Origin of the sequence: Streptomyces sp. NPDC055962 (assembly GCF_042270185.1) — a bacterium.
In the GTDB taxonomy this organism is placed as follows: domain Bacteria; phylum Actinomycetota; class Actinomycetes; order Streptomycetales; family Streptomycetaceae; genus Streptomyces.
Genome location: NZ_JBHJYN010000005.1, coordinates 65156 through 77979 on the forward strand (window position 1 = coordinate 65156; position 12824 = coordinate 77979).

8 protein-coding genes are annotated in these 12824 nt (G+C 70.7%); 4 read left to right on the forward strand and 4 right to left on the reverse strand.

The features are described 5' to 3' along the window. Positions 1–39 precede the first annotated feature (39 nt). The 3 genes from fxsB to fxsT all read left to right on the forward strand — a co-directional run bounded on the left by fxsB (position 40) and on the right by fxsT (position 7708). Positions 40–2319: a radical SAM/SPASM protein FxsB, inactivated metallohydrolase extension form gene (gene fxsB / locus ACFC51_RS16440; RefSeq protein ID WP_376529295.1), complete on the forward strand. Its 2280-nt coding sequence runs from the start codon at positions 40–42 to the stop codon at positions 2317–2319. A gap of 152 nt (positions 2320–2471) precedes the next feature. Continuing rightward, positions 2472–3776, forward strand: a complete 1305-nt coding sequence (gene fsxC, locus ACFC51_RS16445) for an FxsC protein (protein WP_376373388.1) — start codon at positions 2472–2474, stop codon at positions 3774–3776. Next, positions 3773–7708 carry an FxSxx-COOH system tetratricopeptide repeat protein gene (gene fxsT / locus ACFC51_RS16450; protein WP_376529297.1) on the forward strand — a complete coding sequence of 1312 codons (3936 nt, stop codon included), beginning with the start codon at positions 3773–3775 and terminating at the stop codon, positions 7706–7708. The genes fsxC and fxsT overlap by 4 nt, the downstream gene beginning before the upstream one ends. A 51-nt stretch (positions 7709–7759) precedes the next feature. On the opposite strand, the gene ACFC51_RS16455 is transcribed toward fxsT, so the two are convergent. Next, on the reverse strand, positions 7760–8644 hold the full coding sequence (locus ACFC51_RS16455) for an alpha/beta fold hydrolase (RefSeq protein ID WP_376373382.1): 885 nt from the start codon (positions 8642–8644) through the stop codon (positions 7760–7762). 437 nt (positions 8645–9081) lie between these two features. Between ACFC51_RS16455 and ACFC51_RS16460 the strand changes: the two genes are divergently transcribed. Next, positions 9082–10167: a S1 family peptidase gene (locus ACFC51_RS16460; protein ID WP_376529299.1), complete on the forward strand. Its 1086-nt coding sequence runs from the start codon at positions 9082–9084 to the stop codon at positions 10165–10167. 81 nt (positions 10168–10248) lie between these two features. Here the strand turns inward: ACFC51_RS16460 and ACFC51_RS16465 are convergent, their stop codons facing one another. The 3 genes from ACFC51_RS16465 to ACFC51_RS16475 all read right to left on the reverse strand — a co-directional run bounded on the left by ACFC51_RS16465 (position 10249) and on the right by ACFC51_RS16475 (position 12808). Next, positions 10249–10797, reverse strand: a complete 549-nt coding sequence (locus ACFC51_RS16465) for a hypothetical protein (RefSeq protein ID WP_376373376.1) — start codon at positions 10795–10797, stop codon at positions 10249–10251. Between the two features lie 122 nt (positions 10798–10919). After that, positions 10920–11417, reverse strand: a complete 498-nt coding sequence (locus ACFC51_RS16470; RefSeq protein ID WP_376373374.1) for a phospholipase — start codon at positions 11415–11417, stop codon at positions 10920–10922. Between the two features lie 344 nt (positions 11418–11761). Further along, entirely contained in the window at positions 11762–12808 is a 1047-nt protein-coding gene (locus ACFC51_RS16475; RefSeq protein WP_376529302.1) for a DUF3533 domain-containing protein, read from the reverse strand. Positions 12809–12824: the final 16 nt, after the last annotated feature.

Genomic DNA, 12824 nt, shown 5'->3' on the forward strand with positions numbered 1-12824 from the left:
TCACTCTGAGTCGAAGACCGAGGTGGCTAGACTGGGGGAATGACAGGACCCCTGGTCCCCTTTCGCGAGATTGTGCTCAAGGTGCACAGCAGGTGCGATCTCGCGTGTGACCATTGCTATATCTATGAACATGCAGATCAGAGCTGGCGCACCCGCCCTAAGTCCATCTCTGACGAAGCGATTTCATGGACAGCTCGACGATTGGCCGAGCATGCCTCGGAGCATGCACTCGATTCGATGTCAGTGATCCTGCATGGAGGCGAGCCGCTCCTGGCCGGCCCTGCGCGACTGCGCCGAGTCTGCGAGGAGCTCACGGCGGCGTTGGACGGAATCGCTGAGCTGGACCTCAGGATCCATACGAACGGTGTCCAGCTCAGCCCCCGGTATCTCGACCTCTTCGACGAGTTCGGCGTCAAGGTCGGCATCTCCCTCGACGGCGACCGCGCCGCGAACGACCGGCACCGTGTCTTCGCCAACGGCCGCAGCAGCCATCCCCTGGTCCTCCGGGCCGTCGAGCTCCTGCGCCAGGACCGCTACCGGCACCTGGACCTCGGGCTGTTGTGCACCATCGACATCCGGAACGACCCGGTCGCGGTGCTCGACGCCCTCGCCGAGCTCGAACCCCCGCGTGTGGACTTCCTCCTGCCGCACGCCACCTGGGACGAGCCCCCACTGCGGCCCGACGGCTCGCCGACCGCGTACGCCGACTGGCTCCTGGCCGTCTTCGACCGCTGGACGGAACGCGGACGGCCGATGCCGGTGCGGCTCTTCGAGTCGGTCCACTCCACCCTGAGCGGCGGCCCCAGCCTCACCGAGTCCCTCGGACTCGCCCCCACGGACCTCGTCGTCATCGAGACGGACGGCCAGATCGAGCAGGTGGACTCCCTCAAGAGCGCCTACGAGGGCGCGGCGGCCACCGGGTTCGACGTCTTCCACCACGCGTTCGACGAGGTGGCTGCCCACCCGGGAGTCAGGACACGGCAGCTCGGACTGGCCGGCGTCAGCGAGGCCTGCCGCTCATGCCCCGTCGTACGGTCGTGCGGGGGCGGCCTCTACACGCACCGCTACCGTTCGTCCAACGGCTTCGACAACCCGTCCGTCTACTGCCACGACCTGGCTGCCCTGGTGCGGGGGATCGGGGCGCGCACGGCCGCGCTCACGGTGTCCCCGGTGCTGACCGGCGCGCTCGACCTGGGCTCCGAGCAGCACGATCTCACCCGCACGCTCCTCGCCGGCCTTCACGACGCGCTGGACGGCCGCGGCGGCGACCGCTGGGACGAGGCGTGGGGGCTCGCGGGCGTACTGGAGGCCTCCGGTGACGTCGCCGACGGACTCGACCACGTCCTCGCCCACCCGTACACGCGTACCTGGCTGCTGGACGCCCTGGAAGGGCTGCACGCCGGACGGCCCGGAGCGGCCGGCCAGGCGCTGCGGCTCTCCTCGTACGTGGCGGCCGCCGCCGTGCGGTCCGGTCTCGACCTCCCGGTGTCCGTGGACTACCGGGACGGCAGGCTCTTCCTCCCCACGCTCGGCGAGCTGCGGGTCGCCGGGCCCGGTGAGGCCGGCCGGGTCTCGGTGCGGACCGCCGAGGACGGTTTCTCGGTGGAGCGGGAGGGCGGGGGCGGCCGCCGGACCGTCCCGAGGGGGGCGGACGGTCCTGACTGGCTCCCCGTGCGGTACGTCGCCGAGGAGGGCGTGCCCCGCTACGCCCTCGACGATCTGGATCCCTACCGCGACTGCTTCGGGGCTCCGGCGGCGCCCCGTCTCGGCGGGACGGAGGCGAAGGCCTGGACCGAAGCCGTCGGGGGAGCGTGGCGGCTCCTGGAGTCGGCCGCGCCCGGGCAGGCGGCGCAGGCTGCGAGGGACCTGACGACGCTGACCCCGCTCGTCGCCGGCCGGAACGCGGAACGGCCGCACGGCCACGGCGCCGTGGGGCTCGCGCCGACGGCGGACGCGGAAGGGCTCGCGCTCCAGCTCCTGCGGGGTCTGCGGCGGGCCAGGCTGCGGGCTCTCCTGGATCTCACCGATCTCTACGCCCTGGACGGGGCCTGGGAGTACCGGCCCCCCTGGGACCGGAATGCGGAGGTCCCCTTTTCCGGGCTACTTGCCGATACATATGAACGCGTGGGACTTTCCTTCCTCGCGCCCCGATTCCTGGACGGTGTCCCCGAGGCACTCGACATGATGGAAGGGGCGGCCGAACCGACGGCCGGAGGAATGCGGCTCCTGAAGTCGCTCCGGGAGGAAGCGAGAGGTGTACAAGGGACAAGTGGGATGAACATCCTCACGAATGTCATGGATCAAGAACCTGTTCGATGAATCCTGGGTAGGGATGACTGGAAAGCGGCGTTGATTGACCGAACGCCATGGGGGTGGAGCACGGTCCGCTCCGGAATGATGAATTCGCTCGCACCCTCGCGCCACAGACCTGGGATGCGGGTGCTCACACAGGACGGGGGTCGTGTGCACGCATGACGCATCAGCGAGCGGCGGACCATCGGCCGTACTTCTTTCTGAGTTACGCGCACACACCGGGGTACGGCGGTGGTTCGGACCCGGATATGTGGGTCGAACGGCTATTCCAAGATCTCTGCGGACATGTGATGGCCATGACCAACCTCCCGGCGGGGGCGTCGGCGGGTTTCATGGACCGAGAGATACGTTCGGGTGAGGGCTGGTCCGAGAGGCTGGGGAATGTCCTGGCCAACTGCCGGGTCTTCGTACCGCTGTTCTCGCCGCGCTATTTCGCCAGCGAGATGTGCGGCAAGGAGTGGTACGCCTTCGAACAGCGCGCCATCCATCACCGGGCCCGGTCGAACCAGCCGGCCGAGGCGATCGTGCCCGCCCTCTGGGTCCCGGTGCCCGCCAGCCAACTGCCGGGCCCGGCCGAACGGTTGCAGTTCAACCACCGGGACTTCGGCGACCGCTACGTCAGCGACGGGCTCTACGGGCTGATCAAGCTCACCCTGTTCGCCCAGGACTACGAACAGGCCGTCTACCACCTGGCGAAGCGGATCGTCCACGTCGCCGACACCGTGGAGATCGGCTCGGGCCGGCCACTCGACTTCCGCCTCGTCCCCAGCGCCTTCGGCGCACCGGGCAGCGGAGCGGGCGCCCCGAGGCCCATGCGGATCACCATCGCCGCACCCACCCGGCACGACCTGCCGGAAGGCCGCAACCCCGAGTACTACGGCGACAACCCGCAGGAATGGAACCCCTACCACCCGGCTGCCGCCCGGCCCCTGGCCTACGTGGCGGAGGAGCTGGTGCGCTCCCTCAACTACCAGGCCGTCGTGACCCCGTTCGACGAGGACAGCGGGCAGCGTGAGGGCAAGCAGTCGCCGAGCACTCCGGAGATCCTGCTGGTCGACCGCTGGGCGCTCCAGGACGAGGACCTGAGACGGCGGCTGGCCGCCTTCGACGCCGAGAACCGGCCCTGGGTGACCATGGTCGTCCCCTGGTGCCGGGACGACCACCAGAGCAGGGCCGCCGAGGCCGAACTGACCGAGAAACTCGAACAGACGATGCCGGTCAAGATGCGGCAGGGGCGGGCCTTCTGCCGTGTCGCGGCCAAGGGGGTACCCAGCATGGAGGCGTTCGGCCAGATCCTTCCCCAGGTGGTCGAGGTGGCCGCCCAGCAGTATCTGAGGCACGCCACGGTCTATCCACCGGCCGGCGGACGGCACAGCGAACGGACGCGGCTCATGGGGCCCATGGGCAACACCCAGTTCATACCCGACATGCACGACCCTGCGACGGATGCGGAGGACGTATGACAGCCGGTCGTGACGGGCGCATCGTCACTTTCTACTCGTACAAGGGCGGCACGGGGCGCACCATGGCCCTGGCCAACACCGCCTGGATCCTGGCCGCCAACGGCAAGCGGGTGCTGGCCGTCGACTGGGACCTGGAGGCACCGGGGCTGCACCGGTTCTTCCACCCCTTCCTCGACCCGTCGACACTCGGGGCCACCACCGGGGTGATCGACCTGATCACCGAATTCGCCTGGGCCGCGACCAACCCCGCGCAGCGCGCCGACGACTGGCACCGCGACTACGCCCGCATCCAGCCCCATGCGGTCTCGCTCAACCCCGAGGCGCTGGGCTGGGAGTTCCCGAGGGGCGGCACCCTCGACTTCGTCTCCGCGGGGCGGCAGAACCGCGAGTACTCCGCGACCGTCTCCACCTTCGACTGGGACAACTTCTACGACCGGCTCGGCGGCGGCCACTTCTTCGACGCCCTGCGGGACGACATGAAGGCCAACTACGACTACGTCCTCATCGACAGCCGTACCGGCCTCAGCGACATCGCCGACATCTGCACCGTCCACCTCCCGGACATGCTCGTCGACTGCTTCACCCTCAGCGACCAGTCCATCGACGGAGCGGCCTCCGTCGCCCGGCAGATCGCCGAGCGCTACACCGGGCGGCCCATCTCCATCTTCCCCGTCCCGATGCGGATCGACGAAGGGGAGAAGGAGAAGGCCGACGCAGGCCGCGCCCTGGCCCGGCTGAAGTTCGACCGGCTGCCCCGCGACCTCTCCGGGGACGAACTCACCGCCTACTGGGGGGCGGTGGAGATTCCCTACCGCCCCTACTACGCCTACGAGGAGACCCTCGCCACCTTCGGGGACGAGGCCGGGCTCAGCAACTCCCTGCTGTCCGCGTTCGAACGTCTCACCGCGGTCATCACCCAGCAGGAGATCACCTCGATGCCCCCGGTGGGCGAAGAGGTGCGGCTGCGGATCCGCGACGCCTTCACCCGGCGCAGGCCCGCGCTGCCCGCCGATCTCTTCCTCAGCTACGTGGCGGAGAACCGGATGTGGGCGGACTGGATCGAATCGGTCCTGACCCGGGCCGGGTTCCGGGTGGTGCCGCGGGACGTCTCCGCCGACACGGGGCCGGCGGACCCCGCCCAGACGGCGGCCGAGAACGCGGCCCGCACCGTCGTGCTGCTCTCCAGCGCCTACCTCAAGTCGCAGCGGGCCGTGGACCTGTGGGAGCGGGCGGTCGCCGAGGACCCGGGCGGCGGACGGCGCCAGCTGCTCCCCCTGAGGATCAGCGACGTCCGCCTCTCCGCCCCGTACATCGACCGCAACCCGGTCGACCTGTTCCGGCTGGACGAGGTCCAGGCGACGACGGCACTCATGCGTGCCCTGGACCGGCCGGTGCAGCTCGGCGACGGCGTGTCGCCCGGTCCCCGCTTCCCCGGCACCGTGCCCAGGATCTGGAACGCGCCCCCGCGGAACCCCGGTTTCACCGGCCGCTCCCTGGTCCTGGAGCGGATGCGCGACCAGCTCGGCGGCGGCATGGCCGTCGTGCTGCCGCAGCCGCAGACCCTGTACGGCCTCGGCGGCGTCGGAAAGACCCAGGTGGCGCTGGAGTACGTGCACCGCTTCATGGCCGACTACGACCTGGTGTGGTGGATATCCTCCGAGCAGACGGACGACGTGATCGCCGGGCTCGCCGAGCTGGCCGTACGGCTCGGTGCCCAGGGCGGCGACGACATGGCGGCGGCCTCCCAGGAGGCGGTCGACCTGCTGAGGCGCGGTGTGCCGTCGGACCGGTGGCTGCTCGTCTTCGACAACGCCGACGACCCCGAACGCCTCAGGCGCTACTTCCCGCAGGGCGGCTCCGGCCACATCCTGGTCACCTCCCGGAACCAGGCGTGGTCCCAGCACGGTGACGCGCTGCCGGTCGACGTCTTCCTGCGTGAGGAGTCGATCGAGCATCTGCAGCGCCGCGCCCCCGGGCTCAGCGTCGAGGACGCCGCCCAGGTGGCCACGGCCGTCGGTGACCTGCCGCTCGCCGTCGAACAGGCGGCGGCCTGGATCGCGGAGACCGCGACGCCCATCGACACCTATCTCGAACAGCTCGCCCAGCAGGCCCCGCAGGTCCTCGCGCTGAACCAGCCGGCCGGCTATCCGCAGCCCGTGGCCGCGACCTGGAACATCTCCATCGAGCGGCTCAAGGAGCGCTCACCGGCAGCGGTACGCCTGCTCCAGCTCTGCGCCTTCTTCGCCCCCGAACCCATCTCCGCGAATCTCCTCTACAGCAAGGAGATGATCGAAGCGCTGAAGCCCTACGACTCCTCGCTGCAGGAGAAGCTGGTGCTCGGACGGGTCATCAGGGAGATCGGCCGTTTCGCCCTCGCCAAGGTCGACCAGGTGTCGAACTCCATCCAGGTGCACCGGCTGGTGCAGGCGGTGATCAGGGCCCAGCTCAGCGAGGAGGAGCAGGCGGAGGCCCGGCACGTCGTCCACCTCATCCTGGCGGGTGCCCGGCCCGATGACACCGAGCCGATCGACAACCCGGAGAACTGGCCGCGCTTCGCCACGATCTGGCCGCACCTCGGCCCGTCCGACGCGCGCAACTGCCGGGACCACGAGACCCGCAGGCTGCTCATCGACCGCGTGCGCTACCTCTGGAAGCGCGGGGACGTGAGGACCGCGGGCACGCTCGGGGAGGACCTCCGCGCGACGTGGCTGGAGATGCTGGGGGAGCGGGACATCCAGTACCTGTACCTCTGCTTCCACCTGTCCAACATCCTGCGCACCCGCGGGCGGTACGTCGAGGCGAAGGAGCTCGACGAGTTCACCCTGCGGCTGCAGCGGGAGGTGCTGGGCCCGGAGCACCCGCACACGTACATGACCACCAGCGGCCTCGCCATCGACCTGGGGCTGCTCGGGGAGTACGGGAGGGCGATCGAGCTGGCGACCGAAGCCCATGACGGCTTCAACCAGATCTTCCACGAGCGGCACGCCCGGACCCTGGCGGCGGCCAACAACCTGGCGCTGAACCTGCGCAGCATCGGGCAGTACGCCAAGGCCCGGGAGATCGACCAGGACTGCTACGACCTGCGGTCCGAGGTGCTGGGGCAGGAGCACCCGCACAGTCTGTCCTCCGCCCTGAACCTGGCGCGCGACCTGCGCGAGGTCGGACGGTACGAGGACTCCGTCGCGCTGCTCAGCCGTACCTACGACAGCCTCAAGGCGACCCTCGGCCGCACCTACCCCACCACGCTCAGCGCCGCCAAGAGCCTGGCGGTCTCGCTGCGCAGGGCGGGGCAGCTGGAGGACGCGCGCAGGCTGACCGTGGCCACCCGGGCCAGGTACCGGGCCAAGTACACCTCGGCCAACCCGGAGTCGCTGGCCTGCGACCTCAACATGGCGGCCGACCTGTTCGCCGCGGCGGACGCCGAGGCGGCCAGGGACGCCGCGCAGGAGGTGGTCGACCAGTACATGAAGGTGCCGGGCGAGCAGCACCCGTACACCCTGGCCGCGCAGAACAACCTCGGCGTCTACCTCTCCGGGGCGGGCGCGTCCCAGGAGGCGGAGAAGCTCCTGACGCGGGTGGTCGCCTCGATGCGCGAGGTGTTCGGGCGCGATCACCCGAACACCCTGCTCTGCGTCATGAACCTGGCCAACGCGACGGCCGACCGGGGCGAGCTCGACATCGTGCTGGAGACGGAGCGCAAGGTGGCCGGGCAGCTCAGGGAGGTCCTCGGGGCGCACCACCCGGAGACCCTGGCCATGACGTCGAACATCGCGGTCACGCTGGACGCGATGGGACGCGGTGACGAGGCGCTGAGGCTGCGGATGGAGACGGGGGACGAGCTGGCCCGCCAGCTCGGTGACGATCACCCGCTGACGCGGATAGCGAGGACCGAGGAGAGGTTCCAGCGCGAGCTGGAACCGATGTCGGTGTGAGCCGCCGGCTCCGGGGTCCGGCACGGCCGGGCACCGGAGCCGCCGCAGCGGTCAGCAGGCCGCTGCCTCCCTCTCGTCCAGCAGCCAGTTGAGCACGGTGGGAAGCACGGACAGCGCGTCGAAGTGCGCCGCTGCGGGCTCCAGGACGGCGGTGGCGCCCGGGATCTGCCCGGCCAGCCAGCGGGAGTGACCCACGGGCGAGAAGACGTCCTTCTCGCCGTGCCACAGCATCACCGGCCCCTTGATGTCGGCCGGATCGAACCCCCACGGCCGGCAGAACGCCAACGCGTCGTCGATCCAGCCGTACGCCGACGTGCGCAGTCCCTCGCGGAAGTTGGCGAGCAGCATCATGCGGATCCCGGCGTCGTTGACGACGACACGGTCGGAGTCGGTCAGCTCCCTGCGCAGGTCGTCCAGGAGCCGGGCCGGGTCCTGGCGGATCGCCGCCGAGCGGCTGATGAAGGACTCCGCGAGTCCGTCCGGGTCGTCCACCGCCCTGGAGTACGCGAGGACGTTGGACGCGGCCATGCCGTCGAACCAGTCGAGCCCCTCGGCGTCCCGGGGAGCCAGGCTGACCAGGGCGGCCGCGCGGGTGACACGGTCCGGCATCAGCGCGGCGCACGCCAGGGCGTGCGGTGCGCCGCCCGAGCGGCCGACCACGGCGAAGCGCTCCAGGCCGAGTGAGTCGGCGATCGCCCGCACGTCCTCGACGACATCCCTCACCCGCCGTCCCGGCAGCCGGTCGGAGCCGCCGTACCCCGGCCGGTCGTAGGAGATCAGCTGCATCTTGCGCTGGTAGAGCACCATCCCGCGTGGAGCCGGGCCCAGACGGCTGCCCGGCATCCCGTGCAGGAGGAACACCGGTCTGCCCCGCGGGTCCCCCTGACGCTCGACCATCAGATGCCGCCCGTCCGCCACGCGTACCCGGTTACGCACCCGCTCCTCCGCTCGGTCGTCCCGCTCGGTCCGGGTGTCAACCACCCGGTATGCACTGCCTGTTCGATGATGACCCATCCGGCGCGATAGCGGCACTCCCTGTCGGAACGCGCCGGTGGTGTTCGGGACGTTCGGAGGCATTCGGGGGGTGTTCGTCTTCAGGAGTGCTCTGCGCGGCATCCGGACTCCGTACGCTGTTTCAGGACAGGACTAGTCCTCACCCGCTGCCGAAGTGTGATTGCAGCGGGTGTTCGCAATCGGAACCGACGTGGTGGGACACCCCGGTTGTGAACACGGCGCGGGTGAACCGGTGTCGTCATGTGTGCGTCCGGAAGTCGACCTTGTGTGCTATCGGCCGCATCGGAATAGTGGGCGCCCCATCCTCCGTGTTCCGGGTACCCCACGTGCCCGCCACACGGCCCCACAGGAGGTCGAAGTTGAAGCACCGACGCATATCCAGGAAGCGCGTGGCCATGGCCGGATCGGCCGTCCTCGCCCTGGTCTCGGCTGGAGTCACGTTCCAGACCGCGAACGCCAGTGACGACGTACCCCAGTTCACCCCCCGGACCCTCACCGCGAACGCGGCCGGAAATCTCGCCACCACGCTCGACAAGGCCCTGGGCGGCGACACCGCCGGTGCGTACTACGACGCCGACTCGGACCACCTCGTCGTCAACGTCGTCGACGACGCCGCCGCCGAGCAGGTCCGCCAGGCGGGCGGCAAGGCCAGACTCGTCCAGCACACGCTCGCCGAGCTGACGAACGCCCGGCAGACCCTCGCCGACAAGGCCACCATCCCCGGGACCTCCTGGGCCGTCGACCCGGTCAGCAACAAGGTGGTCGTCACGGCCGACCGCACGGTGGACGGCGCGGCCTGGGACAAGCTCAGCAAGGTCGTCGAAGGGCTCGGGTCCAAGGCCGAACTCAACAAGTCCAAGGGTGAGTTCAAGCCGCTGATCGCGGGCGGCGACGCGATCTGGGGCAACGGCGGACGCTGCTCGCTCGGCTTCAACGTCGTCAAGGGAGGCGAGCCCTACTTCCTGACCGCCGGGCACTGCACCGAGTCGATCACCAGCTGGTCCGACTCGCAGGGCGGCGGCGAGATCGGCGCCAACGAGGGCTCCAGCTTCCCGGACAACGACTACGGCCTGGTGAAGTACACCTCCGACACGCCGCACCCCAGCGAGGTGGACCTCTACAACGGCTCCACCCAGGCGATCACCAAGGCGGGCGACGCGACCGTCGGCCAGACGGTGACCCGCAGCGGCTCCACCACCCAGGTCCACGACGGCGAGGTCACCGCCCTGGACGCCACGGTCAACTACGGCAACGGCGACATCGTCAACGGCCTCATCCAGACCACGGTCTGCGCGGAGCCCGGCGACAGCGGCGGCTCGCTCTTCGCGGGCGACACCGCGCTCGGCCTGACCTCGGGCGGCAGCGGCGACTGCTCCGCCGGGGGCGAGACGTTCTTCCAGCCGGTGCCCGAGGCGCTGGCGGCGTTCGGCGCCGAGATCGGCTGACCTCAGGTCCATCGGTACGCCGACGAGCCCGCCCCCTCGCAGGAGGGGGCGGGCTCGTCGCGTCCGGGTGGCGCTCCCGTCTCACGGGCCGGGTGGTGCCGTGATGCCCAGGTCCCGGCGCATGGCGAGCTGCATCTCTCCCATCGCGTCCCACATCCGGAGCAGGAAGGTGTGGGTCTCCTGCCACTTCTGCTCGTCGTGTGCGCTGTCCCCGGCCAGCGCTTCCAGGAGTTTCCTGGCGTCCGCGAGTGCCACACGGACGGTCTGGCACGCGTGCAGGACGTCGTCGGGGACGAGCATCTGGGCCTGCGCGTAGGTGTCCTGGAACTCGATACGGACCGCCTCCGTCGCAGGGTCCGGGTCTGCTCCGGAGCGCAGCGCGTAGAGGTCCTCCAGCATCCGGAACCGGTACCGCCGGGCGCCGCTGTTCAGGGCGACGTAGGTCTCGCGCCGGCGTTCCAGGTGTGCCTCGGCCGCGTCGATGTGCCGTCTGGTCCGGTCGGAGCGCTCCTGGAGCTCGAACTCCTGCCGGCGCGAGCGGGCGCTCACCCAGGCGGTGGTGATCGGTGCCAGCAGGGTGCCCGCCACACCGACCACGGCGACCAGTAACGCGATGACCCCAGTGCTCATGGCTCCCCCTGAGACGACAGGCCGTACGGCGCACGCCCCTGCGTGCGAGCGCCCACGGTAAGGCGCACCGGCTCGGCCGGGACAGGGGCGCGACGTCGTCGTCAGGCTCGGGACGTCTGCCGTCAGGCGGCCTGGGGCTGTCCGGCGAGGGAGCCCTTGGCCGGCGCCACCCCGAAGATGTCCACCGCGTGGTAGTACGTCCACGCCGTGCTGTTGCACGAGGTCAGCTTGGCGCCGGAGTAGGCGGCGCACACCCGCTTGAGGTCCGAGTAGAACGCGGAGTCGATGCGGGACTTGTTCGCGGAGAACGTGCCCGCGGCCTTGTAGTTGCGGTAGCCGAAGTCGTGGCGCGCGCACGCGGTCTGGAAGGGGAAGCCGAACGGGTTGTCGGGGGAGGTGCTGCAGTAGTCCGTCGACCAGTCGAAGGCGTACGCGGACCACGCGCCCTGGTTGCCGCGGGCGGAGTTCCACGCGGCGTAGCTGGAGGCGCTCGTCTGGGTCCAGGAGCTGAGGACCTGCGGCTTGTCCGAGGGGGCGGCCGAAGCGGAGACGGCGGGTACGAGGGCGAGCGGGAGCGACAGGGCGACCGCGGCGAGCGGGACGGTGAATCTGCGACGCATGGGCAACCTCCGGTGGGCGGAAGGGGGTTGTGCGACCGTGCTCCTCGCGGGCCGCGCGAGGCCGTCCCCAGAATGACGCCATGCACCTGTCATGCCTAGAGGGTGTGCCGATTGGTCGTCCGGAGTTCGCCCCCGCTCGGGCGGTGTTCAGCCGGAGGTCCCCGGCTCGTGGGGCGGACCGGACTCCGGACCCCGTGTTCGCGGCGTGATGCTTCCAGGCGGTGCGGCGGTGCGGCGGTGCGGCGGTGCCGTGGGCCTGGGGGCTCTGGTGCCGTGGTGCCGCAGGTCCTGGAGTCGTCGGTCCTGGGGCCGTGTCCCAGGCCGGCGTCTTCCGGGTGCCGGTCTCAGGCGGGGTGCGCGCCCCCGCCGGGGGCCGTCGCCGTCCGCCCGGGCTCCTCCGTGTCCCGTCGCCGCATCGACAGCAGCAGGGTCAGGGCCGTACCCACCACCGCCCAGGCGGAGAGCACCAGCAGGGGGCCGGTGACCGCGTTGCCGTGGAAGTACGCGATGGAGCGGGCGGTCCACGTCCCCGCGCCGGGTGGCAGGGCCGGGCCGATCGCCCGCCAGAAGTCCGGCAGCATCGGCAGGGGGAAGGCGCCGCCCGCGCTCGGGTTGCCCGCGACGACGATGAGCAGGACGGCCAGGCCGATGCCGACGATGCCGGTGAGTGCCTCCAGGGCGAGCGTGATCATGCCGACCGCGAAGACGACCAGGGCGCCCAGGCCGGACAGGGCCCACACGCTGCCCGGCAGCGCCCCGAGGATCGGTCCGATGATGACCGCGCCGCCGATCCCGCCCGCGACCGAGTACAGCGCCATCACCGCGGTGCGGATCACCGCGCGCTGCCGGTTGGCGGGTTTGGTGCCCGCGCTGATCGCCAGGATCGAGGCGCAGAGGTAGCCGCCGACGCACCAGCCCACGACCAGGTAGAACGAGGAGAGGCCGTCGAAGTCGTCCGGGGAGGCGGGGGCCACGTCCACGGTCCGCACCGTGCGCTGCCGGGGCCCCTCCGCCTCCTTGACGATCGCGGTCAGTGAGGTGGCCAGCACGGTGCCGCCCCCGGAGGCGACGAGCAGGGTGTCGGTGGCTCCGGTGGGGCTGACGATCAGGGCGCCGTCGAGGTCCCGGTTCTCGATCTGCCGGCGGGCCTCGGCCGCGTCGGAGACCGCGCGCGGGTCCAGTGGTCCGCCCGGCAGGCCGTCCAGCTGGGTCACGAGCCGCCCGGACACCTGCTGCGGGGCGACGACCCCGAAGGGGACGTCCGTCGGGTCGGGCCGGTGCAGCGCGCCGACGTAGGAAGCGATGAAGAGCAGTTGCAGCGCCAGGACGCCGACGACCAGCAGGGCGGCCCGTGCGGTGACGGCGTTCTTCACCTCGTCAGCGAAAGTCATGCCCCCACAGTCATGG

What these genes read in the sequence shown, in the direction of transcription:
- fxsB (WP_376529295.1), top strand. Translation starts at nt 40, where the DNA reads ATGACAGGACCCCTGGTCCCCTTTCGCGAGATTGTGCTCAAGGTGCAC.
- fsxC (WP_376373388.1), top strand. Translation starts at nt 2,472, where the DNA reads ATGACGCATCAGCGAGCGGCGGACCATCGGCCGTACTTCTTTCTGAGT.
- fxsT (WP_376529297.1), top strand. Translation starts at nt 3,773, where the DNA reads ATGACAGCCGGTCGTGACGGGCGCATCGTCACTTTCTACTCGTACAAG.
- ACFC51_RS16465 (WP_376373376.1), bottom strand. Translation starts at nt 10,797, where the DNA reads ATGAGCACTGGGGTCATCGCGTTACTGGTCGCCGTGGTCGGTGTGGCG.
- ACFC51_RS16470 (WP_376373374.1), bottom strand. Translation starts at nt 11,417, where the DNA reads ATGCGTCGCAGATTCACCGTCCCGCTCGCCGCGGTCGCCCTGTCGCTC.
- ACFC51_RS16475 (WP_376529302.1), bottom strand. Translation starts at nt 12,808, where the DNA reads ATGACTTTCGCTGACGAGGTGAAGAACGCCGTCACCGCACGGGCCGCC.